Here is a 22246-nt window from a genome sequence, read left to right as displayed (position 1 = left end):
GACGGCAAATTTTTGGTTGGGATTTAGTTTTCGTTATCAAACAGCTTCAGTATTTTTGGTGGTAGCAACACGAAATAAATAAAACGCGTTGATCAGCACTAAAGTAACATTAGAAATAATGCCTTGTGGAACAGATATATAAGTGTAATAGACGAATAATAACGAGCAACCAACTAATGTGGCTATGCGTAATAGGGTTAAGTCTTTAATAAAAAACGCACCAATACAAATTGCTAAACCAATCCAGCTAATTACGTCTACTACTATTTGTTCCACTTCTTTTTGCCTAAATTTCAGTCTGTTGATGTTGAATTGGCGCGGATTATGAGGAATAAATATTAATCAATCAAACGAAAAAAACTTTTATTTTAGATTAGAAAAACTAATTAATATCTTTATTCATTTTTTCTTCATTTATATAGGTGTTTTAGTTAGTTAGGTTATTCATTTATTCAGTTTATTTTCCTTTGAACAAGAATGAATAATGAAAATTATTATTGCTCTGTAGTTATAGTTTATAAGCGTGATTAATTAGCAAATAAATTTGCACTTTTAAATTCCATGTACAAATATTGAACGGTGGTAGTAATAAAAATGAAGTATCTGAATAGTGTTGTTTTATATTTAGTACCGCATAGATGTAAATGATGATGTTGTACGGGGTTGTTATGCTGCCTAAATATATTTATAGGAAAAAGCACTGCTACATACCAACCGAAATATATGAGTTACTTCCTTTCGTTTATTTAATGTTAGGTTTTACTCTGTTGAAAATTACCCGTTTTCACTTGCTTTACTCACGTGCAGTGATTTTTTTAGTGTGCGTATGTTTGGTTTATGAGAGTGATTTCTCACCAACATAATACAGTTTAATCCTGTACCGCTGACTGGAAGCTCCAGAGTAATAAAGCGGTTGACGAATAGCGTCATAAATATAATAAAGAGTTAACGATGAAAATTATGTACTGCCTAGACGGGCATCAAGAACTTGCCCGCGCAATATGTGAAAGTAGGCAAATTATTTATGGCGAGTATGAGCAACGCTTATTCCCTGATGGTGAGTATTATTTTAGAAACCTGTCAAATGTTGAAGATGCTGACGTTTGGCTACTTTGTTCATTAAATCAACCTAATAGTAAGTTCATCAAAATCATATTTATGGCGGAGATGATACGGCAGCAGGGGGCAAAGCGTGTGGGCTTAGTTAGTCCATATTTGGGGTATATGAGGCAAGATGCTGTTTTTAATCAAGGAGAAATTAATACTGCCCAGATTTTCGCTTCTGCGATCACTAAGTACATTGATAAATTGATCACTGTTGATCCCCATTTACACCGCATTTTAGATTTAAATGAAATATATAACATACCTGCTATTGCGCTCAGCGCGGCAGAAACGGTTGCAAGTTGGATTAAAGCGAATGTCAGCCAGCCTTATATTATTGGGCCAGACAGCGAAAGTGAGCAGTGGGTGAAAGTGATAGCAAAGTCGTTAGATTGCGGCTATCAAGTTCAATCTAAAATTAGGCGCGGTGATTACGATGTGAGTATTTCGGCGCTAAGCAAAGTAAGTGAGCATGTTACACCTATTTTATTTGATGATATTATTTCGTCAGGTAAAACTATGCTGGGTTTGGTTGAGCAGTTTAAAGAACAACCTTGTAAAGCTCCAATTTGCATTTGTACGCACGCATTATTTAATGAAAGCACCTATAAAGAGCTTATTAACGCAGGAGCAAGTGTAGTGTACTCAACCAATACAATTAAACATTTTAGTAATCATATTAATTTAGCTAAATTAATAGCGTCAGAACTACATTTTAATGATTGCTGAAATATAGCTTTGCTGCAGCGAACATGCCTTTTCGTTCAATTAATGTATATTTTTGACAGTTTTGTTTATTTTCTCCGCGGTAACAAAAATAAATAATATTTAGCTGTTCGTCGATAATCACTTGTTGATTAGTATCAAGCATAATTGCTTGTTCTTTAGTAAAGCCTGGCCAGTAAATACTTTCACTGACCATATTTAACTTTTCATATACCAACACTTGTGGCTTAGGAATGATTATATAAATAACCACGAGCAAAGCTAATAGACTGAATTTAATTTTTGCGGCTTTCGCTTTCTTTTCTGCTAATTGCTTTTTCTCGTATTCAGCTCGTTGTTTATCTAGCTGAGTTTGTTGAGGTGAAGGTTGTGCTTTGGGCTGGCTGAGCTTTTTTTTGCCCGTTTCTTTAGTGAGTAACTTCTTTCTTTTTATCGGCTCAGCCATCTATTAAATCTCAGTACGTTATTATTACAGGGTCATCTGAAGCTGATATCGCTATTGGCGGTGATATACCCGAATATAGTCCAAATAAGCTCATTTTGGTTTAATTCGGCAGGTACAATTTTATCAAACGTATCATTTGGAGTGTGATGATAGTCAAAATAGTTCGTGCCATCTTGGGATAAACTTACAACCGGTACGCCGTATTTTGGCAGCATCGAAATATCTGGCCCACCATAAGCTTTGTTATTGCCATGTGCGATATTATATGGCGCGAAGTATTTAGCAAGTAACGCTTTGCCTTGCTCAAAATTGTTGCCAAAATTTGTGCTAAATTGCCAAATTGGGCCTGCTCCAAAGTCAGACTCTGCAGCTACAATAATCTTATCAAATGAGGCTTTATGCTTCTTGACGAACCCCTTGGCGCCAACCAAGCCAAATTCTTCATTGGCATATAACACCACACGAATAGTGCGCTTAGGTTGTCCGGTAATGTTTTTAATATTTGCTGCCGCCGCCATGACAACACCGACTCCAGCGCCATCATCCAAAGCGCCAGTGCCTTCATCCCATGAGTCTAGGTGAGCGGCCAATAGTATATAATTTTCTGGTTGCTCAGTCCCGGTAATTTCACCAATGACATTATAAGAAGTTTGCCAGCCATGTTCCTTTGCGTCTAACTGAAGGTTGATAGTAACAGGGCTATTGTTTTCAAACATGCTTGCGAGCAAGTCTGCATCGGGATTTGACAAAGCACCTGCAGGGATTTTTTCGACAGTTGCGTCATACTTCATTGCCCCGGTATGAGCAAAACGAGTATTTGATGTGCCAACCGAGCGAATAACAATTGCTTTTGCACCTAGCTTCGCAGCTTCAATAGCTCCTTTTGAACGCGCTATCACAACAGGCCTATAGCCTTTTCCTTGTTTATGCCTGCGCATTTTTTTATTGATGAAAACAATTTTATTTTCTACTTCAGCTTTATCAGCTTTGATTAAAGATTCAAGTGAGTCGAACTGTACCACTTGTGCGGTTAATCCGTCTTTGGGCGTTGCAATTGTGCCTCCTAACGCAGTGACGACAAGCTTTTGCTTATATGGTGCAATAACTGTTGCGGATGCAATACCGCGGCTCCAATTACGAACTCTGACCGGCTCTTTATAAATTTTGTCAAAGCCAAGCGTTTTAAACTTATTTTCCGCCCACTTAACGGCCATTTTGTCGCCCGGACTGCCTGCTATTCTTGGGCCAACTTCAGTCGTTAACGACTTTACTAGTGTAAGTGCTTGCGGCTTTTCTTTTACATGTTTGACGAGTTGATTAAGTGCGTCATCATTGATTTTTGCATTTGCAAACCAAGGTAGTATTATCAACAGTAGGTATGATGTGATAAACCGATTGAGTATTTTCATAGTGATCTATTATACGCCGTTTGGAAATGTAGCTACTTTAGCGAAAATAAGTGAAATAACAAAGCAGTAATCAATTGAATTTACTATATTTACTAAGGATGGAAGAAATTTACTGAGTTGGAGAATATTTAGACATGGTTGGACAGGGGAAAATTACAGCTTTGGTTGTTGATGATGTGGCCGAAGTAAGGAGCCTTCTGCGCCATACATTAACACAGCTAGGCGTTGAGGATATTGATGAGGCCGCAAATGGTGCTGAGTGTTTTAAAAAGTTCAAGCCGAATAAATATAGTATTATATTTTTGGACATAGAATTACCAGACGTCACTGGGCATAAAGTACTAACGTCACTCAAAAACCTTGATGAGAATGTGAAAGTTGTCATGGTATCAGCACATAGCTCGATTGATAATGTAAAAGCTGCGATTACTCATGGAGCTGAGGGGTTTGTTGTGAAACCATTCTCAATAAAGAAAATAGAGAGCATTATTAAGAAAGTTGTTTAGCCATTAAGCCATCAATACGTGTCAGAGTCGTTATGGAAGTGATGCGGCGATTTACCATATAAAAAACAATAAAAAGAGGCACTAACTGCATGCCTCTTAGCGAGTTTGTAGATATTAATCAATATAAACGTAATATTTTTCGACTGCATCAACCGCTGCAATATCCTTAATTTCCACACTACCTGTTTTTAATAGACGCGCATTTCTATCAGCATTATGAGTTAATGCAAATTGATACGGTGTTTCATTGTTGCACATTAATTTTTCTGTGATGGTATCCATTTTCAAACGATAGCCTCTTACTGTTTTTTTAAGGCTAATTGGACTGTTTTTAATGACAGATTTACAAACATTGACTAATGCAGTCTCGATATACGGATCCATTGGTGCGTTGGCCGATGACGCTGAAAAACTGACTGAGGCCAAGCTTGCTGATGTAACAGTTACAACAAATAGTTTTTTTAAAATATTCATTTTCTTTCTCCGTGTACATATTGAGGAACCTCATGGAGTAGATATGATATACGTGGAATAAATTCCCTACTGAGTGTAAGGAAATATGTCGAGATCTGGGAAATGAAATGTTTGCTTACTTTTTGCTCTAAAATATGGATTGTGTAAGATGAAATTTAGCTATTTTGGAAGCATTAGCTAAATTAAAGGCGAAAAAAAACCGACATGCGTCGGTTTTTTTCTAATCAATAATTTGATTATAGCGCTTTGATTTGAGCAGCTAAACGACTCTTATGACGAGCCGCTTTGTTCTTGTGGATTAGACCTTTAGTTGCGTAGCGGTCTAATACAGGAACAGCTTTATCAAATGCTTGCTGTGCTACTTCTTTGTCGCCTGCTTCAATTGCAGCGTTAACTTTCTTTAAGAAAGTACGCATCATAGAGCGACGGCTAGCGTTGTGCTGACGACGTTTTTCAGACTGAATAGCACGTTTTTTTGCAGACTTAATGTTAGCCAAAGTGAAACTCCTACCGTTCTCAGTATCGCTTAAATTTTAAGGCCGTGGACTATGCCTTTTTTTAATCAAAAAGTCAAACTATTTAGCTAAAAATTGATTGACTTTTTCTATCTCAAAATAATGGCTTTATCCCACAGCACATAAGACCAACAGCCAAAATAAAACGTTGAACAGGTACGCAAAGGGAAATACACCAAATTTTCTGGGCGCGATTCTACCAGAAAGTTAAATAATAATCACAGTGATTTATCTTCTTTTAGCATGACTTTTTATCATTTATTAATAATTCATGTGCTTACAATAAATAAGTGCAATCTATTTGGGCTAAGGTCATAATGCAATCTCAACGTCAGAATCACATCATTACCACATAGATGGTATTTTATAAAAGCTGAACCGTGGTTAATTTAAATCAATAATAACTATTCATTATTAGGAACGTAGTGTGTCTCGCTCATTATTAAAATCTGGCTTAATTGTTAGTGCTATGACCTTTATTTCTCGTATATTAGGCTTAATACGTGATCTTGTGGTTGCAAATTTGATTGGTGCTGGCGCTGCTGCGGATGTGTTTTTCTTTGCTAACCGTATTCCTAATTTTTTACGGCGCTTGTTTGCAGAAGGTGCGTTTGCGCAAGCGTTTGTACCAGTTTTAAATGAAGTAAAAGAAAAGCATGGTGATGATGAAGTCAGGCTTTTTGTTGCCAGAATGAGCGGTACCCTTGGCGTGATTGTAACGGTAGTCACTTTATTTGGCGTAATTGCCAGTCCTGTGATAGCCGCACTGTTTGGAACAGGTTGGTTTGTTAGTTGGCTAGAGGGGGATGCAGAGGGAAGCAAATTTGAATTAGCATCATTAATGTTAAAGTTCACCTTTCCCTATTTATGGTTTATTACTTTTGTAGCGCTTTCAGGCGCAATACTCAATACTTATAATAAGTTTGCAGTCGCTGCGTTCACGCCAGTATTTTTAAACATAGCTATTATAAGTAGCCTTCTTTTTTTCCGAGATCAATTTTCTGAGCCTGCAATGGCGCTTGCACTAGGAGTGTTTATTGGCGGGGTGGTACAGTTCTTATTTCAACTTCCTTTTTTATTCAAACAGCAAATGTTGTCAAAGCCTAAATGGGGCTGGCGAGATAAATATGTAACAAAAGTAAGGACGCTAATGATCCCTGCGCTGTTTGGAGTATCGGTAAATCAAATAAACTTATTGCTTGATACGGTAATAGCCTCATTTTTATTAACAGGCTCGATTAGCTGGTTATACTATTCTGATCGGTTGATTGAGTTTCCACTCGGACTATTCGGGATAGGTATTGCCACTGTTATTTTACCCAAACTCTCGGCGCTACATGTAAATAAACAAGGCAATGAATTTGCCGACACTATGGATTGGGCGATTCGTTTCATTTTATTGTTGGGTGTACCTGCAATGCTTGGCTTAATCTTATTTGGCCAACCTATTATTAGTGTGCTTTATTACCGCGGCGAATTTACCTTACATGATCTTGAGATGGTGTCATATTCTTTAATTGCTTATAGTAGTGGTTTATTAAGCTATATGATGATTAAAATTTTAGCACCCGGATATTTTTCTCGACAAGATACCAAAACACCCGTTCGTATCGGGATTATCGCGATGGTGGCAAATATGGTATTTAATTTAATGCTAGCCCCTTTTTTTGGATATGTAGGGTTAGCGTTAGCAACAGCAATGTCGGCCACATTAAATGCTGTATTACTGTACCGAGGATTATCTAAGTTAGGGGTGTATAAAATCTCTAAAGAGACGCTTCATTTTGTTGTAAAAAGTGTGGTCGCAGCTTTGGCTATGATTGGCACGATAAGTTATCTTAACTTTCCATTGAATTGGTGGATAACACAACCTTTAGACGTGCGAATAATGGCTTTGCTCGGCTTCATTGTTTTTGCCGTGTTTATTTATTTTATCGTGTTAATTATTTTAAATGCGCGTTTAAAGCAGCTATTTTTCAGGCGATAGCTGATAAATACTACATTACAAGTTATAATCACCCGTTTTTTAATCTTTTGTCAGCTACTTTAAAAGAAAATCTTTTGCAAAGTAGCGGTTCTATTGTTAGTAATAAGCTGAAAGTGTGGTGGAATGGAGTTAATTCGCGGTATTCATAATATTAAGCCTTATCATCGTGATTGCGTGTTAACGATCGGGAATTTTGATGGCGTGCATCAAGGGCATTGTAGAGTACTGAAAAATGCTAAAAATGAGGCGAAGAAGTTAAACTTACCTCTTACTGTAATGGTATTTGAACCTCAACCACAAGAGTTGTTTTCGCCTGCTAATGCACCTGCCAGACTTTATAGATTAAGAGACAAATATACTCATTTAAGCGCAATGGGTGTTGACCGCTTGCTATGTGTGAATTTTAATCACCGATTTGCAGCAATGACAGCTGAAAACTTCATTCAAAATCTGATAGTTAACAAACTTGGTGTGAAGTTTTTGATTGTTGGCGATGATTTCCGCTTTGGTAAAGGGCGTGGTGGCGACTTTAATATGTTAAATCAAGCTGGTGAATCGCTAGGATTTGATGTAAAAAGTACCACCAGTTATAGGTTGGATGATTGCAGAGTAAGCAGTACAGCAATAAGAACCGCGCTGTTAAATGATCAGTTAGATTTCGCCGAAGCCATGCTTGGTAGACCTTATAGCATTGCTGGTAGAGTGGCACACGGTGATAAGAAAGGAAGAACAATCGGTTTTCCAACTGCAAATATTCATTTAAAACGTTGCGTGTCGCCAGTTAATGGCGTGTATGCCGTAGAAGTGAAGTTGGGTAATAGATGTATAAAAGGTGTAGCAAATATTGGAAACAGACCAACCGTTGCTGGAATAAGGCAGCAGCTGGAAGTGCACCTATTTAATTTTAATGACGATATTTATGGTTGTCGATTAGAAGTTATTTTGCGTCATAAACTACGTGAAGAACAAAAATTCGAGTCGTTTAATGCATTAAAAGAGCAAATTGCGCTAGATGTGTTAAATGCAAAACATGTTTTAGTATAAAAATTGGTAAAGTACGGAATTAAAAACGAATGAGCGATTACAAACATACCTTAAACCTGCCTGAAACCGCATTTCCAATGCGTGGTAACTTGGCCCAGCGTGAACCTAAAATGTTACAAGCATGGACCGAAAAGTCTCTTTATAAGAAAATTCGTGAGGCAAAAAAAGGTAAAAAGTCGTTTATTTTGCACGATGGCCCTCCGTATGCCAATGGTGATATTCATTTAGGTCACGCGGTAAATAAAATACTAAAAGATATTATAGTAAAGTCTAAAACACTGTCTGATTTTGACTCTCCTTATGTGCCAGGGTGGGACTGTCATGGCTTACCAATTGAGTTACAAGTAGAGAAAAAAGTGGGTAAACCTGGCAAAAAAGTTGATGCGGCAACATTTAGGCAGAAATGTAGAGAATACGCCCAAAAACAAATTGATGGCCAATTAGAAAGTTTTGTTCGATTAGGCGTATTAGGAAACTGGGATAAGCCATACCGTACAATGGACTTTGACTCTGAAGCTAACATCATTCGTTCATTAGGAAAAATTATAGATAATGGTCATTTAGAAAAAGGTTTTAAGCCTGTTCACTGGTGTACTGATTGTGGCTCTGCACTTGCAGAAGCAGAAGTAGAATATAAAGACAAAGTATCACCAGCAATTGATGTGCGTTTCGCAGTAAAAGATGAAGCAGCTGTGGTAGCAAAATTTAATCATCCTGAAGGGCATGCAGGAGAAGGTGATATATCAGTTGTTATTTGGACAACAACACCATGGACGTTACCAGCAAACCGCGCTGTAACGCTAAGTGAAAAGTTAGAATATGCATTAGTGCAAGTAGAAACTGAGCAAGGTAAAGAGCGCTTAATTATTGCCAGCGAACTTGTTAATGATGTAATGGCTAGATGTAATATCGACAAGTTTCACGCACTTGGCCATTGTCGCGGTAAAGAGTTAGAAATGTTGATGTTGGCGCATCCATTCTACGCGATAGATGTACCATTTATTTTAGGCGACCACGTAACAACGGATGCCGGTACTGGTTGTGTTCACACTGCTGGTGGACATGGTCAAGATGACTTTGTTGTAAGTAAAAAATACGATTTAGAAATTTATAATCCAGTGGGTGCAAACGGCGTATTTTTACCTGACACAGAGTTATTAGCTGGTGAACATGTTTTTAAGTCGAATGATAAAGTTATCGATATTCTAAAAGAGCGCAACCGCTTACTTCATCATCATGCCTATGAGCATTCATATCCTCATTGTTGGAGACATAAAACGCCTATTATTTTCAGAGCTACGCCGCAGTGGTTTATTGGCATGGATAAAAATGGCTTGCGTGCGTCTTCAATTGAAGAAATTAAGAAAACAGAATGGTTACCTGAGTGGGGTGAAAGCCGCATTGAAGGTATGGTGGAAGGCCGTCCTGATTGGTGTATTTCTCGTCAAAGAACATGGGGCGTGCCAATTGCGTTGTTTGTTGATAAAGACACAGGTGCGTTACACCCAAATACTCAACAATTAATTGAAGAAGTGGCAAAAAAAGTTGAGCAGACTGGTATTCAAGCTTGGTGGGATTTAGATGCGGCTGAGTTATTAGGAGAAGATGCTGAACAGTACGTTAAAGTGTCAGATACGTTAGATGTTTGGTTTGACTCTGGTGTAACTCACCACTTTGTTGTTGATTGCCGTGACGACTTTTCGGCAGCAGCAGATTTATATCTTGAAGGCTCAGATCAGCACCGTGGTTGGTTTATGTCTTCATTAATGACAGGTGTGGCTATGAAAGGTCATGCCCCATACAAAGAAGTGTTAACTCACGGGTTTACTGTAGATGTGAAAGGTCACAAGATGTCTAAGTCTTTAGGTAATGTTATTGCCCCTAAAGAAGTGATTAATAAATACGGTGCTGACATCTTAAGATTATGGGTTGCATCAACAGACTACACAAACGAAATGACTGTATCAGATGAAATTTTTAAACGCTCTGCTGATACTTACCGTCGTATTCGTAACACATCTCGTTTCTTACTTGCGAATTTAAGTGGCTTTAATCCTGCAACGGATATGGTTGATGTTGCAGACATGGTGCAGTTGGACCGTTGGATGGTAAATAATGCTGCAAAATTGCAAGCTGAATTACTAGACGCTTACAACAATTATCAAATGCATCTTGTGGTACAGCGTTTAATGAATTTCTGTACGGTAGAGCTAGGTAGCTTCTATTTAGATGTGATCAAAGATCGTCAGTATACGGCGAAAGCAGATAGCCACGCACGTCGCTCGTGTCAAACCGCACTTTACCATATTGTGGAAGCGCTAACGCGTTGGATTGCACCTGTTTTAAGCTTCACCGCTCAGGAAATATGGCAAGAGTTACCAGGTGAACGTAATGAATTTGTATTTACAGAGACTTGGTATCAAGGATTAGTTGAAGTTAATAAAGAAGGGGATTTACCTGATAGTTTCTGGCAGCAATTGCTAACTGTTCGCGCTGAGGTAAATAAAGCGTTAGAACTAGCACGTAAAGAGAACCAGATAGGTGCAGCGCTACAAGCAGAGGTTACATTATTCGCTGAGCCTGAGTTAGCCGCGCAATTATCAAAAATTGAAGATGAGCTTCGCTTTGTATTAATAACTTCACAGGCCGAAGTTGTAGCAAGCGCTACACAACCGGATAATACACAAGCTACAGCATTGGAAGGTTTATGGTTAGCAGTTAATGCTTCATCAGCTGAAAAATGTGAGCGTTGTTGGCACCATCGTGAAGATGTAGGTGTTGAGCCAGAGCATCCGGAATTATGTCAGCGTTGCGTTAGCAATGTTGAAGGTGATGGCGAACAGAGAACATTTGCATAAATGAACTTATCATTATTTAAAGAAACTGGGCTGCGTTGGTTATGGCTCAGTTTTTTATTTCTTATTATTGACCAAGTAACAAAACAATGGGTTGTGGCTACGTTTGATTTATACGAGTCAGTTCAAGTGTTGCCATTTTTTAACCTTACATATGTGCATAACTTAGGGGCTGCATTTAGCTTTTTAAGTGATGCAGGGGGCTGGCAACGCTGGTTTTTTGCAGCTGTGGCTTTTTTAGTGAGCGTTGCACTTATTGTATGGTTAGGAAAAACTCGATTAACTGAACAAAAATTGTGTATAGCTTATGCGCTGATTTTAGGTGGTGCATTAGGGAACTTAATTGATCGCGTGCTTTTTGGGTATGTTATCGACTTTATACATGTTTATTATGAAAATTGGCATTATCCTGCATTTAATATTGCAGATAGTGCAATTTGTGTAGGTGCAGGGTTATTAATTTGGGACGCATTTACAAATAATAATGAAAATTCAAATGATGAATTGAGCAAAGAGAAGTAAAAATGAATCAAATTACGCATGACAGTAACGTTATTATGCACTTTACTATTAAACTTTCTGATGGCTCTGCTGCAGACTCAACTAAAGTTAATAATAAACCTGCAAAATTCACGATGGGTGATGGTAGCTTGTCTGAAAATTTTGAGAAATGTTTGCTTGGGTTGGTTCAAGGAGAAACTAAATCATTTGAGTTACAGCCTGAAGATGCTTTTGGTATGCCCAATCCGGATAATATCTATTTTGTAGAGCGCAGTAAATTTAACAATGATGTTCCTGCAGAGGTTGGGATGATCGTTGCTTTTACCCAGCCTGATGGCGTAGAGCTTCCTGGTGTGATCCGAGAAGTCGCGGGCGAATCAGTTACTGTAGATTTTAACCACCCACTAGCAGGTCAAGTCGTTACGTTTGATGTTGATGTGCTGGAAGTAAATTAGGAGGCTTTATGGATATTTTATTAGCGAATCCAAGAGGATTCTGTGCAGGCGTTGACCGTGCAATTAGTATTGTTGAGCGTGCGTTAGAAATTTTCAAGCCGCCCATTTATGTAAGGCATGAGGTTGTTCATAATAAATTTGTTGTTGACGGGTTAAAATCTCGCGGGGCAATTTTTGTTGATGAGCTGAATGAAGTACCGGATGATAGCATTGTTATTTTTAGTGCTCACGGGGTTTCACAAGCAGTTAGAAAAGAAGCAAAAGACAGGGCATTAAAAGTGTTTGATGCAACATGCCCATTAGTTACTAAAGTGCATATGGAAGTGACGCGTGCAAGCCGAAAAGGGATAGAGTGTGTACTGATAGGTCATAATGGTCATCCTGAGGTTGAAGGTACGATGGGACAATATGACAATGATGAAGGTGGAATTTATCTGGTTGAATCAGTATCAGATGTTAAAAATCTAGAAGTGAAAAACGCTGAAGAATTGTTTTATTGTAGTCAAACAACCTTGTCGGTTGACGATACAGCTGACGTTATTGAAGCGTTACAAGCAAAGTTTCCAAAAATAGCAGGGCCACGTAAAGATGATATCTGTTACGCAACTCAAAATAGGCAGGATGCTGTAAGGGAGTTGGCACAAAAAGTTGATCTGCTATATGTCGTTGGGGCAAAAAATAGCTCTAACTCGAATCGTTTGAGAGAATTAGCAGAAAAAATGGGAACCAAAGCGTACCTTATTGATGATGCAAGCTTTATTAATAAAGACACGGTCGAAAATATAAATAAAGTTGGTGTAACAGCAGGGGCATCCGCACCAGAAGTACTTGTAAAAGATGTTATTTCTAAACTAAAAACGCTCGGTGGAAAAGAAGTAATAGAAAATCCTGGCAAAGAAGAGAATATAGTATTTGCTCTACCAGCAGAATTGCGATAAATTTAACAAATTATTAGCACTTGACGAATTATCGTTCTGATCTACAACTAACGCTTAAAATATAGCCATAATGTAGTTTAAGAAGTATGCGGTTAAATTGATAGCTGGGTTACGCAAATACTAACCAGAAAAATGCAACGCTTTAAGCTCTTTCATTTCGCCGCTCGATCGTCATCCGTTTTACGTTTTAATTTTGTACTAAATAGATCAATACAGGTTTAGGACAAAGTTAAGAGTGTAATGTATACTGAGGTACTGAAATGGTTAGACGAACCCAGTCAGGCTTTTCATTTGTTGAAGTACTGGTTGCTTTTTTTATATTAGCAACTGGTATTCTTGGCACTATTGCAATGCAAGCCACAGCAAAGAAATCAAGCTTTGATGCACTTCAACGAGCAATAGCTCTCTCTTTAGCAAATGATATGCTGCACCGCATTAAAGCCAACCCCAATCAAATTGACGCTTATATTGCCAGTGATAATGCCACAGGTGATGTATTCGATGAACCCACCCAACGCTGTAATACGCTAGCCAATACCTGCACACCTGAACAAATAAGATTGAATGACTTGCATGAGTGGGAGCAAGATTTAATTGGTGCGAACGCTCAAACGGGAAACGATATCGCTGTTGGAGGTTTGATTAATCCAACTGGTTGTATTTTGGACCCTTCGACTACGACGTTAAACGACGTGGCAATTGTGATCTCATGGCAAGGAAGAGAGATGTTGGCAGATGCAGGCGAAAGCAATGAAGCAGGTGGTGACCGGAATATCGACGGTGCTAAAGAATGTGGTATGGAAGATGATAAGAGAAGACGTCAGGTCGTAATTAGAACGGTAATATTTTAATGAAAACTTTTTCTATTAGTTATTCTCAACGTGGCATGACACTTTTAGAAGTAATGATTTCATTGGCTGTGGGAGTATTCCTGCTAGGTGGTGTCATGGCTACTTATGTTGCTATGCGGACTACGACAGCTGAAACAACCAGAATTGGTGAGATGCAGGAAGCTGGCAAAGTTGCTATGGCAATCTTGTCACAGGAAATTTCGCAAGCAGGTTTTGTGGGGAGATTATCACCAAAGCAAATTCATAGTGCTGATACTGCGTTATTAGCTGGGCTTATACCTGCTAATGATGCTGACTGTATTAGCCCTGGGCAAAATAACGGAAGCTTTCCAAACGGCTCACTTTCTACATTTAATTATATTTATGGCTTCGATATTACTGGTAGTACTGCTTTTGGCTGTGTTAGTGAGGCCGCAAGTGACAATGACGCACTACAAATTAAACGAGTCATAGGTGATACCCTTTTACCTGAAAACCGTAATGCCGGTGAGTTCTATCTAGCCAGTAATACAAGTGAAGGAATATTCTTTCCTGGAAATGTGACAGATGCAAATGTTCCAACTTTAAGTAACAGAGATATTTGGCTTTATTCACATAGTGTTTTTTATATCGGCGGTACTAACGGTGTACCTGCTCTAGCAATGGAGAGGTTATCAATCGATGAAGATGATGGTGAGTTTAATCGCCGTTTTTTAGTGCCAGGCGTTGAGCGTATGCGCTTTATGTTTGGTATTGATACTACAGGTGACGGGGCAGTGAATACATATATGCCTTCATCGGCAATGATGAGAGAAGATTGGGAAGGTCGATTATTACCCAATGGAGAATTAAGTAAAGTATTGAACGTTAGGGTGTTTTTGTTAGTAAGAGCAATTGCAGAAGATCCTAATTACACTAATAACATCACATATCAGCTAGGTGACGAAACAGTGTCTGGCAATGGCGATAATTTTAGACGCATGTTGTTCAGTTCTACCATTAAAATAGAAAATGCACAGCTGTGATGTTCGGGAGATAGGTATGAGACATAACAATAATCAAAGCGGCTTTGTATTAGTTACTTCCTTGTTAATGCTAGTTGTACTGTCGGGCATTGCAGGGGCGCTAATGAGTAATAGTGCGACAGATGTAAAAATATCTCAGGCTTTTGAGGAGCGCGCTCAAGCTGAAAATATCGCATTAGGTGCAAATGACGAGGTTTTTATAAACGCTTCCAGTAGTAGTATTTTTGCCAGCCTAAGAGGTGCCGAATATATAGATAGATCATTTGATGAGCAGCACAGTTTCAGTGGGACCACAGCGATCGCTAATTGGGATACCGCGCGTCAGGGAGCTGTTGGGTGTCCTACTCGTAGAGCTGAAGATGCTACCTCGGGAAACATTGGGATCAAATGTAACCGTTTGCGCATTCGCACTGCTACCACGTTTGGTAAACGAGACAATAAGCAGGTTGCAGTAACTTCTGGTGCTATACAACGTCTATTAAAGTTTGGGAACTAGTCTTATGAAAAAATTTATATTCTTTCTTGCTTCATTGATAACTGTGTTGTCGGTAAGTACTCAAGCTGATGATATTGAAATTTATTTGGGTGATGCAGCACTAAGGGGAAGTTCTAGGCCTCAGGTGTTAGTTATTTTAGATACTTCTGGAAGTATGGCTGTTGCGCAGCATGGTGGAATAGTACAGGTTAAGCCATTCTATGATCCAGAAACAGTGTATCCATCTTTAGGGGGAGCGGATAATGACTCTAACGCAATCTTTTATATTAAAGGTGCATTAGGTAGTGAAGAGTTGCCCAACCCATCGAGTAGTTCAGAAAAAAGGCGTTTTAGTGGGCAGCACTTAGCGTGTAACACTTCTAATACGTATTTAACCAAGTATGGCTATTATACTGGGAAAGTAAAAGAATATAAGTTTAACGGCAATACAGGTGGATGGCAGAATATATCAAGCTATGACGGCTTATCCGGTGAAGGTGTTGTTGAGTGTTGGGATGATATTGATCGAAAAAATCAAGATAACTCAGGAAAGAAAGATTTTAATAATAACGGTTTACTGAATGGTTACCCTGTAAATGGGAAAGGGGATGCGTTAAACCCGGTCTATTTTGAAGCGGGTGACTCAGGGCTGACAGCGGCAAAAGCTGCAGGCTTAGAAGAAGGGGAAAGCACCACTTTATATACGGCTAATTACTTACGTTGGCATTTCAATACTAACTTAGGTTTAGTAAATAAAACTAAGATGGAGATAGCGCAAAGAACCATTGAAGGGCTTTTTGCTACTACACCCTCTGCAGACTTTGGTTTACAAATTTTCAATAAAGGCAGTAATGGTGGCCGAGTTATTGCTAAAATTCAAGGTAGAGACAGTGATGAAATGGATGACATGATTGATAACAAGCTCAACAAAACTGTCGGAGATGGTGGAACTCCATTGTGTGAATCGCTATATGAAGCCTATCGTTACTTTGCAGGTAAGAGCTTATTATATGGGAAGGCGCTATCTAATCCTTCACCGGCTAGAGACACAACCGCAGAAGATAAAGGTGCTTATATTTCACCTTACTCGTCATGTAAGAATGAACTTTATATAGTGATGATAACTGACGGAAAGCCGACAGGAGACAAGAACGCGAATAGTTTAATAAAAAGTGTTGCAGGGTTATCGGATTCAGACAAAAGTAGTTTCTCAGACGGTAAAGATAGTACATTTATTCCTGCATTTGCTGAGTGGTTAAACACAGAAGACATTAATCCAAACTTATCAGGTACGCAGACAGCCAAGCTATATACAGTTGGATTTGGCCAGGCAGTTATTACTGCTGCTGGCGACATGCTTGAAGAGGCCGCTCGACGTGGAGGCGGAAAGTACTATCCAGTAACTTCACCTACTAAATTACAAAATGCTCTACAATCCGCAATCGCTAATATTTCCAAAGTAAATGGGACGTTCTCATCACCAGGTGTTGCTGTTAATACAACCGATCCGACACGAACTTTAGATTATTTATATTATGCGATGTTTAAACCTGATAAAGGTTCAAGATGGCGTGGTAATCTTAAAAAGCTAAAGATTAGTGGAACGAAAATCGTTGATCAAACCGGTACGCAGGATGCAATTTTAGCTGATGGTACGATAAGTCCTGAAGCAAAAACATTTTGGACTGTGGGTAGCAAAGCTGATGGTAATACAGTAGAAGAGGGTGGAGTTAATCAAGCGCTTGTGAACCAAAGCTCCCGAAAACTATTTAGTAATGATGGTACTTCTTTAGTGGATTTTACATTCAATAATCTTAAAAATATTGCTGGGAATAAAAATCAACTTGCTCAATTAATGAATATAGATAAAAACCAGATTGATTATTACTTAAACTGGGCTAAAGGAAAGGATGTTGACGGTAGTGATACTTCTAAAAATAGGCAGGATATTTTAGGCGACCCGCTACACGCAAAGCCTTTAGTTATTAATTATGGCGGTAGTCCTGCAGATATTAGAATTATACTGGGCACTAATGCTGGCTTTTTACACATGTTTAAGGATAACGACACAACAGTCGAAGAGAAGTGGGCGTTAATGCCATTTGAATTGATTCCTAATATTTCAACACTTAAACATAATTATCCTTCTGATGGAAAAGTATACGGTGTTGATGGTACTCCTGCCGTATTTGTAGATGATAAAAATGGTGACGGTGTTATTAATGGAGACACTGATACAGTGTGGGCCTTTGTAGGTATGCGCCGAGGTGGAAGCTCTTACTATGCGCTGGACTTATCTAAACCAGACAGCCCGACAATAAAGTGGATAATAAACAGTAACAGCTCGGACTTTGAAGAGCTTGGTCAAACTTGGTCTAAACCTTATGTGATGTATCATCCGATTAATGTAGATGAAAATGGTAACGCAAAACCGATTTTAGTTTTTGGCGCTGGCTATAGTACGAGTAGCGATGTTTTGAATGTAAAAGCACCTGACTCAGTTGGGCGTGGTATTTATATGGTTGATGCTGATTCCGGTAATTTGTTATGGAAACTAACCCCTGAAGAGTCTGCAAACATTAAGTTTGAAGGAGAGCATAGTATCCCCTCTAGTATTAGTCCATTTGATGCAGATTTCGACGGTTACACAGACAGGCTTTATTTCTCTGATACGGGAGGTAACGTATGGAGGGCTGACATTGGTGATGTAGATAAGTCTAAATGGAAGGTTTACAAGTTTGCTGAGTTAGGAAGTGATGCAAGTGAATTTCCCGCTGATGATCGCCGTTTCTTCTCCGAACCGGCAATTGCTCGTTCTTTCTTTTCTGCAACCAGAGAAGTCACAATTAATGGCAACACCTCGATAACAAGAGCTGAGCAGCCTTATGATGCTGTGGTAATAGGCTCAGGAAATCGAGCCCGCCCTCTTGCTTCTGGTGTAAATGATTATTTGTTTGTATTACGTGATACTCGAACGTTAGCACAGCCATTAGCCGATGATGAAACATTTGAGCCAATAAGGCTTAATGACTTACTTCTTAATAAACTTTCTGGAGGAAAGCTTACTCTTGAAATTGATGATGAAGTGCAGATGAAAGAGAAAATGCTGGAGTTTAGTCAATTGAAAGGTTGGTATTATCCGCTGGCTAATAAAGAAAAGTCTTTATCACCTTCATTTGTATTGGGGGGGAAAGCATATTTCAATAGTTATGCGCCAGCAGATCAGTTGGAAGAAGGGGAGTGCGTTTATAAACCAGCAGGTAGTATGTATGCGTTTGATTTAAATATGGGCACTCGCTTATTTACTGAAATCAAAATTCCTCAAACAGTTCAGGGTATTCCTGATATGCCTCAGATAGTGGTACCTGAATGTACGGGAGCAGACTGTAAAAAAGGGCAAGTGTACTTAGCGGTGCCTGCTGATGGAATTGAGGTTGAGGGTAAGCCTGACTCGAAGTGTACTGGTGATAAATGTGACTTACTTGAGGCTAGCGGAGTGACAATATCTACACAGCGCGCATACCTATATGTTGAAGAAAATGGAGCAAGATAATGAAGAGTAAAAAAGTTGTACTCGGCTTTTCTTTAATAGAGGTAATGGTGACAGTAGCGATAGTGGGGATCTTAGCGAGTATTGCATATCCGAGTTATGTTGATTATGTCTCGCAAAATAGGCGTTCTGAAGCAATGATAGAGTTGATATCAGCAGCTAATATGCAAGAGCAGTTTTTTGCAGATTTTAGAACTTATACAACAGATTTAACCCAACTTGGATATCCGGCTGACCCATTTATTACTGAAAGTGGATATTACAGTATCTCGGTAGTTACGGATGCTCAGGATATAGATCAGGAATTTGTTATTCAAGCAAAAGCCTTAGGAAGCCAAGCTGCTGCAGATAGCGATTGTAAAATCTTTACCATAGATAATATTGGAAGAAAGTCGGCTAATAACGGTAGCGCAACAAATAATAATTGCTGGGAGCGATAAATGAAATTACACGTATTTTTTATATCTTTTGTGTGTATTTGCACCTCCATCGCCTTTGCTAGTAATGAAGATGTTACTCAAAGGAGCCATTATAAATGTCATGTAAAACTTAGCTCCCAAGAAGAAGCCATTATTACTGGTATGGAAAAGAATAAGCTTCGCAAAGATGAGCTGATTAAAAAGCAATTTGGTAAGTCTATTTCAATAGAACTAAATGGTAAACGCCATAAAGTTGTGGATGTTGTTGAGTGTACAGATTTATATGGTAAATTTATTTTGTACTCATCGCAGAAGCTAGACAAAAACACAGAGCATTGAGTTATTAAATAAAGTGCTTCATACCTTATTAATCAAGGTTTTTGAGGAGGTTTTTATATATGCCGCATAAAAACCTCACAGCTGATAATTGTAATAATTATTTAACCCGAGTTCGGGTTATCTACACTCTGTATCTTCATCAGAATACCTAACTCGGCCAGTATGTGATGAGACAATGATTCTTCTAGCATATTGGCTGTTTTTAGTACCAGGGCAATACCTAAAAGAACTGCCCATTCTATTGGCCAGCATACCAGTTGCATCATAACTGACTGAGCTAAAAGGATGTTGTAAAAAGTCATGTGATGGAATAGGCGATATTACCCTTAATACCCTTTCGTTGCCGTCAATAGTTCGGTTTAAATTAATGTCGTTGAAAACAACTATCTCTAAATTCCAATTATTTACACATGCATTGTTTTGAAGGGGGCATAGCGTGACGAAATTTTCAGATGAGATTGCTTCAGCTCTGGCAAAGTAAAGTAATCGTGTTAGTTCAGATGTTTTATTATCTGCTCGGGTTGACTCTAAAATACTGTTAAAGCTGGGAAGTGCGGCACTAGCAAGAATGCCTAATATTGTAACAACAATTAATAATTCAACTAAAGTAAAGGCGTGACTACTCTTAGTCATTATTTATCCTCCATGATATGTTTATTTATAAGCCACATAGCTTCCTACTATGCGGCTAAACTAGACTAACTCATAACCACATTAGTTACAAGTAACAGTATTGTCACTAATTGTTGCTCTACCAGTTAGTGGGGTAATGTCGAGTGAGCGTGAATTTATATTATTTTTGTAGGAAGGGCAGTAAATAAACCTACCGCCAGCATCATTATTGGCTAGCATTCCTCTAGATTCATATGTTAAAGCCGCATTAGCAAATTGTAGAAAGTCATTGCTGTTCAGTGGCCCACTAACGCGCAACTCGGCTTCGTTGGCTTCTCTTGTTTGATTATTATTATCATCTATAAAGGCAACAATTTCTTTGCTCCAATCATTTGTACAAGTCCTGTTTACTAAAGGGCAGACAGTAACGAATGTTTCTCCACTAATAGCTTCGCCTCTTGCATATGCGAATAGTCTATTTAGTTCTTGTAACTTGTTTTCAACGCGATTTGATTCTAAAAAGCTGCTTAAATTTGGTAATGCGATTGAAGCGAGAATGCCAACTATGCCAACAACTACTAACACCTCTAATAATGTAAAACCGTTTTTCTTCATGTGGATATACTCCATCTATTGATTAAGTAAAACATAATCGCTAATCATAAATAGTTGGTATTGGTTGGCGTTTATGCTGTGTCTTGTTGAAGATCGAAATTAATCTTTCGCTACTTTGTTTTGAAATGTTTTTACCTTCGAGGAAGTCATCGATTTCATCGTAACTAATCCCCAATGCTTCCTCATCTTTTTTGGATGGCGTCAAACATTCCAAGTCAGCTGTTGGTGCTTTTTCAATAAGCGGAGTTGGCGCATTTAATGTTTTTGCAAGTAAACGTACTTGTCTTTTATTTAAGCCAAATAGAGGTGCAAGATCGCAGGCACCATCGCCGTGCTTAGTATAAAAACCAGTAATATTCTCTGCTGAATGATCAGTACCTAGCACCAAGGCGTTAGTCAGGCCTGCAATTTCATATTGTGCAATCATACGTGCTCTCGCTTTGACATTGCCTTTTACAAAATCGATATCCGAATCATTTTTCTTTGCTCGTAACGCTGGTGGCAATGCATTGAGTACTTCAACGTGCATTTGGTCTGTGCTTTGTTGAATGTTAACCGTCATAGTGTGTGTAGGTTTGATAAACGAAATTGCAGCTTGTGCATCTTCTTCATCTGCTTGCGTTCCGTAAGGCAACCTAACAGCAATAAACTGATGGTTATTACTGTTCTTTTCTTGATTGAGTTGATCAACTGCCAACTGCGCTAGCTTTCCACAGGTTGAGGAATCTACACCACCACTGATACCGAGCACTAAAGTTGATAGGCCCGCATTGAGTAATTGTTGTTTGATAAAGTCGATGCGGCGTTGAATTTCAAAATTAGGATCAATATCAGGTAATACCTTCATTTCAGCCACGATTGATTGCTGATTCATGTATAACAACCTATGTTAATTTTTTCTGTTTATAGGTATTTGATTCTATCATTATAAAAGTGGAGGAAGAAGTGCTCACGCATGCTAATTTATAGCTAGCATTATGGCGCTGATATAATGGCTTATGGTAGTATTTCGCCATAATAAACATGGATTTGTTTAAATTATTTTATATAAATTACCTCGAGGCTAATGATGAAAAAAATAGAAGCAATAATCAAACCGTTCAAATTAGACGATGTTCGGGAAGCGTTAGCTGAAATTGGTATTGCAGGCATGACAGTGACAGAAGTTAAAGGATTTGGTAGACAGAAAGGACATACAGAACTTTACCGAGGTGCTGAATACATGGTGGACTTTTTGCCTAAAGTTAAACTGGATATTGTAGTAACTGAAGAGACTGTCGATCGCTGTGTTGAGGTTATTGCTAATACAGCACATACAGGGAAAATCGGCGATGGTAAGATTTTTGTTTATGATGTTGAGCGGGTAGTGCGTATACGAACGTCTGAAGAAGATGAAGAAGCTTTATTATAAAGCTTCTTCCA

23 protein-coding genes are annotated in these 22246 nt (G+C 38.6%); 15 read left to right on the top strand and 8 right to left on the bottom strand.

Going from position 1 to position 22246, the window contains the following annotated elements:
- Positions 1–36: 36 nt before the first annotated feature.
- Positions 37–276: a YgjV family protein gene (locus tag HUU81_RS13205; protein ID WP_199609410.1), complete on the bottom strand. Its 240-nt coding sequence runs from the start codon at positions 274–276 to the stop codon at positions 37–39.
- A 675-nt stretch (positions 277–951) separates the two neighbouring features.
- On the opposite strand from HUU81_RS13205, the gene HUU81_RS13200 reads away from it, so the two are divergent.
- Entirely contained in the window at positions 952–1833 is an 882-nt protein-coding gene (locus HUU81_RS13200) for a ribose-phosphate diphosphokinase (RefSeq protein ID WP_199609409.1), read from the top strand.
- Here HUU81_RS13200 and HUU81_RS13195 read toward each other — a convergent pair.
- Positions 1820–2275: a hypothetical protein gene (locus HUU81_RS13195; RefSeq protein ID WP_199609408.1), complete on the bottom strand. Its 456-nt coding sequence runs from the start codon at positions 2273–2275 to the stop codon at positions 1820–1822. The two genes, HUU81_RS13200 and HUU81_RS13195, sit on opposite strands and share 14 nt — an antisense overlap.
- Before the next feature lie 32 nt (positions 2276–2307).
- Positions 2308–3684 (bottom strand): M28 family peptidase, encoded by a 1377-nt coding sequence (locus tag HUU81_RS13190; protein WP_199609406.1) that lies wholly within the window; start codon positions 3682–3684, stop codon positions 2308–2310.
- A 134-nt stretch (positions 3685–3818) separates the two neighbouring features.
- On the opposite strand from HUU81_RS13190, the gene HUU81_RS13185 reads away from it, so the two are divergent.
- Positions 3819–4190 (top strand): response regulator, encoded by a 372-nt coding sequence (locus HUU81_RS13185; RefSeq protein WP_199609404.1) that lies wholly within the window; start codon positions 3819–3821, stop codon positions 4188–4190.
- A gap of 114 nt (positions 4191–4304) precedes the next feature.
- Here the strand turns inward: HUU81_RS13185 and HUU81_RS13180 are convergent, their stop codons facing one another.
- Both HUU81_RS13180 and rpsT read right to left on the bottom strand, forming a co-directional pair.
- A complete protein-coding gene (locus HUU81_RS13180) occupies positions 4305–4664 on the bottom strand; it encodes a DUF3718 domain-containing protein (protein ID WP_199609403.1) in 360 nt (119 codons plus the stop codon).
- A gap of 236 nt (positions 4665–4900) precedes the next feature.
- Positions 4901–5161, bottom strand: a complete 261-nt coding sequence (gene rpsT / locus HUU81_RS13175) for a 30S ribosomal protein S20 (RefSeq protein WP_199609401.1) — start codon at positions 5159–5161, stop codon at positions 4901–4903.
- Between the two features lie 445 nt (positions 5162–5606).
- Between rpsT and murJ the strand changes: the two genes are divergently transcribed.
- From murJ to HUU81_RS13115, 12 genes are all read left to right on the top strand, one after another.
- Positions 5607–7166, top strand: coding sequence for a murein biosynthesis integral membrane protein MurJ (gene murJ, locus HUU81_RS13170; RefSeq protein ID WP_199609399.1), 1560 nt, complete (start codon positions 5607–5609; stop codon positions 7164–7166).
- Positions 7167–7289: 123 nt separating this feature from the next.
- On the top strand, positions 7290–8210 hold the full coding sequence (gene ribF / locus HUU81_RS13165; protein WP_199609397.1) for a bifunctional riboflavin kinase/FAD synthetase: 921 nt from the start codon (positions 7290–7292) through the stop codon (positions 8208–8210).
- A gap of 29 nt (positions 8211–8239) precedes the next feature.
- Positions 8240–11068 carry an isoleucine--tRNA ligase gene (gene ileS, locus HUU81_RS13160; protein ID WP_199609396.1) on the top strand — a complete coding sequence of 943 codons (2829 nt, stop codon included), beginning with the start codon at positions 8240–8242 and terminating at the stop codon, positions 11066–11068.
- On the top strand, positions 11069–11587 hold the full coding sequence (gene lspA / locus HUU81_RS13155; RefSeq protein WP_199609394.1) for a signal peptidase II: 519 nt from the start codon (positions 11069–11071) through the stop codon (positions 11585–11587). It begins immediately after the preceding gene.
- Positions 11588–11589: 2 nt separating this feature from the next.
- On the top strand, positions 11590–12021 hold the full coding sequence (fkpB, locus tag HUU81_RS13150; protein ID WP_199609392.1) for an FKBP-type peptidyl-prolyl cis-trans isomerase: 432 nt from the start codon (positions 11590–11592) through the stop codon (positions 12019–12021).
- Positions 12022–12029: 8 nt separating this feature from the next.
- A complete protein-coding gene (ispH, locus tag HUU81_RS13145; protein WP_199609390.1) occupies positions 12030–12959 on the top strand; it encodes a 4-hydroxy-3-methylbut-2-enyl diphosphate reductase in 930 nt (309 codons plus the stop codon).
- Between the two features lie 260 nt (positions 12960–13219).
- Positions 13220–13810, top strand: coding sequence for a type IV pilus modification protein PilV (gene pilV / locus HUU81_RS13140; protein ID WP_199609388.1), 591 nt, complete (start codon positions 13220–13222; stop codon positions 13808–13810).
- The gene (locus HUU81_RS13135; protein ID WP_199612066.1) at positions 13810–14814 is read left to right on the top strand and encodes a PilW family protein; all 1005 of its coding nucleotides are present in this window, start codon (positions 13810–13812) and stop codon (positions 14812–14814) included. The genes pilV and HUU81_RS13135 overlap by 1 nt, the downstream gene beginning before the upstream one ends.
- Before the next feature lie 16 nt (positions 14815–14830).
- The gene (locus HUU81_RS13130) at positions 14831–15310 is read left to right on the top strand and encodes a hypothetical protein (protein WP_199609382.1); all 480 of its coding nucleotides are present in this window, start codon (positions 14831–14833) and stop codon (positions 15308–15310) included.
- Positions 15311–15314: 4 nt separating this feature from the next.
- Positions 15315–18842, top strand: a complete 3528-nt coding sequence (locus HUU81_RS13125; protein ID WP_199609381.1) for a pilus assembly protein — start codon at positions 15315–15317, stop codon at positions 18840–18842.
- On the top strand, positions 18842–19279 hold the full coding sequence (locus HUU81_RS13120) for a type IV pilin protein (RefSeq protein WP_199609380.1): 438 nt from the start codon (positions 18842–18844) through the stop codon (positions 19277–19279). The genes HUU81_RS13125 and HUU81_RS13120 overlap by 1 nt, the downstream gene beginning before the upstream one ends.
- On the top strand, positions 19280–19597 hold the full coding sequence (locus HUU81_RS13115) for a TapY2 family type IVa secretion system protein (protein ID WP_199609379.1): 318 nt from the start codon (positions 19280–19282) through the stop codon (positions 19595–19597).
- A 117-nt stretch (positions 19598–19714) separates the two neighbouring features.
- Here HUU81_RS13115 and HUU81_RS13110 read toward each other — a convergent pair whose 3' ends face one another.
- From HUU81_RS13110 to nadE, 3 genes are all read right to left on the bottom strand, one after another.
- Complete coding sequence (locus tag HUU81_RS13110; protein ID WP_199609378.1) at positions 19715–20230, bottom strand: GspH/FimT family pseudopilin; 516 nt, start codon at positions 20228–20230, stop codon at positions 19715–19717.
- 81 nt (positions 20231–20311) lie between these two features.
- Entirely contained in the window at positions 20312–20824 is a 513-nt protein-coding gene (locus HUU81_RS13105; RefSeq protein WP_199609377.1) for a GspH/FimT family pseudopilin, read from the bottom strand.
- Between the two features lie 40 nt (positions 20825–20864).
- Complete coding sequence (gene nadE, locus HUU81_RS13100) at positions 20865–21698, bottom strand: ammonia-dependent NAD(+) synthetase (protein ID WP_199609376.1); 834 nt, start codon at positions 21696–21698, stop codon at positions 20865–20867.
- A gap of 195 nt (positions 21699–21893) precedes the next feature.
- Here nadE and glnB point away from each other — a divergent pair, with 195 nt between their 5' ends.
- On the top strand, positions 21894–22235 hold the full coding sequence (glnB, locus tag HUU81_RS13095; RefSeq protein ID WP_199612065.1) for a nitrogen regulatory protein P-II: 342 nt from the start codon (positions 21894–21896) through the stop codon (positions 22233–22235).
- Positions 22236–22246 lie beyond the last annotated feature (11 nt).

The sequence above is a fragment of the Flocculibacter collagenilyticus genome (assembly GCF_016469335.1).
In the GTDB taxonomy this organism is placed as follows: Bacteria; Pseudomonadota; Gammaproteobacteria; order Enterobacterales; family Alteromonadaceae; genus Flocculibacter; species Flocculibacter collagenilyticus.
The sequence above is the reverse complement of the archived record's forward strand: the minus strand, read 5'-3'. Positions and strand labels throughout refer to the sequence as shown.

Excerpts from the sequence above, each read along its gene's own strand:
- HUU81_RS13200 (WP_199609409.1), top strand. The coding sequence starts at position 952 with ATGAAAATTATGTACTGCCTAGACGGGCATCAAGAACTTGCCCGCGCA.
- HUU81_RS13195 (WP_199609408.1), bottom strand. The coding sequence starts at position 2,275 with ATGGCTGAGCCGATAAAAAGAAAGAAGTTACTCACTAAAGAAACGGGC.
- HUU81_RS13190 (WP_199609406.1), bottom strand. The coding sequence starts at position 3,684 with ATGAAAATACTCAATCGGTTTATCACATCATACCTACTGTTGATAATA.
- HUU81_RS13185 (WP_199609404.1), top strand. The coding sequence starts at position 3,819 with ATGGTTGGACAGGGGAAAATTACAGCTTTGGTTGTTGATGATGTGGCC.
- HUU81_RS13180 (WP_199609403.1), bottom strand. The coding sequence starts at position 4,664 with ATGAATATTTTAAAAAAACTATTTGTTGTAACTGTTACATCAGCAAGC.
- ribF (WP_199609397.1), top strand. The coding sequence starts at position 7,290 with ATGGAGTTAATTCGCGGTATTCATAATATTAAGCCTTATCATCGTGAT.
- ileS (WP_199609396.1), top strand. The coding sequence starts at position 8,240 with ATGAGCGATTACAAACATACCTTAAACCTGCCTGAAACCGCATTTCCA.
- lspA (WP_199609394.1), top strand. The coding sequence starts at position 11,069 with ATGAACTTATCATTATTTAAAGAAACTGGGCTGCGTTGGTTATGGCTC.
- fkpB (WP_199609392.1), top strand. The coding sequence starts at position 11,590 with ATGAATCAAATTACGCATGACAGTAACGTTATTATGCACTTTACTATT.
- ispH (WP_199609390.1), top strand. The coding sequence starts at position 12,030 with ATGGATATTTTATTAGCGAATCCAAGAGGATTCTGTGCAGGCGTTGAC.
- pilV (WP_199609388.1), top strand. The coding sequence starts at position 13,220 with ATGGTTAGACGAACCCAGTCAGGCTTTTCATTTGTTGAAGTACTGGTT.
- HUU81_RS13135 (WP_199612066.1), top strand. The coding sequence starts at position 13,810 with ATGAAAACTTTTTCTATTAGTTATTCTCAACGTGGCATGACACTTTTA.
- HUU81_RS13130 (WP_199609382.1), top strand. The coding sequence starts at position 14,831 with ATGAGACATAACAATAATCAAAGCGGCTTTGTATTAGTTACTTCCTTG.
- HUU81_RS13125 (WP_199609381.1), top strand. The coding sequence starts at position 15,315 with ATGAAAAAATTTATATTCTTTCTTGCTTCATTGATAACTGTGTTGTCG.
- HUU81_RS13120 (WP_199609380.1), top strand. The coding sequence starts at position 18,842 with ATGAAGAGTAAAAAAGTTGTACTCGGCTTTTCTTTAATAGAGGTAATG.
- HUU81_RS13115 (WP_199609379.1), top strand. The coding sequence starts at position 19,280 with ATGAAATTACACGTATTTTTTATATCTTTTGTGTGTATTTGCACCTCC.
- HUU81_RS13110 (WP_199609378.1), bottom strand. The coding sequence starts at position 20,230 with ATGACTAAGAGTAGTCACGCCTTTACTTTAGTTGAATTATTAATTGTT.
- HUU81_RS13105 (WP_199609377.1), bottom strand. The coding sequence starts at position 20,824 with ATGAAGAAAAACGGTTTTACATTATTAGAGGTGTTAGTAGTTGTTGGC.
- nadE (WP_199609376.1), bottom strand. The coding sequence starts at position 21,698 with ATGAATCAGCAATCAATCGTGGCTGAAATGAAGGTATTACCTGATATT.
- glnB (WP_199612065.1), top strand. The coding sequence starts at position 21,894 with ATGAAAAAAATAGAAGCAATAATCAAACCGTTCAAATTAGACGATGTT.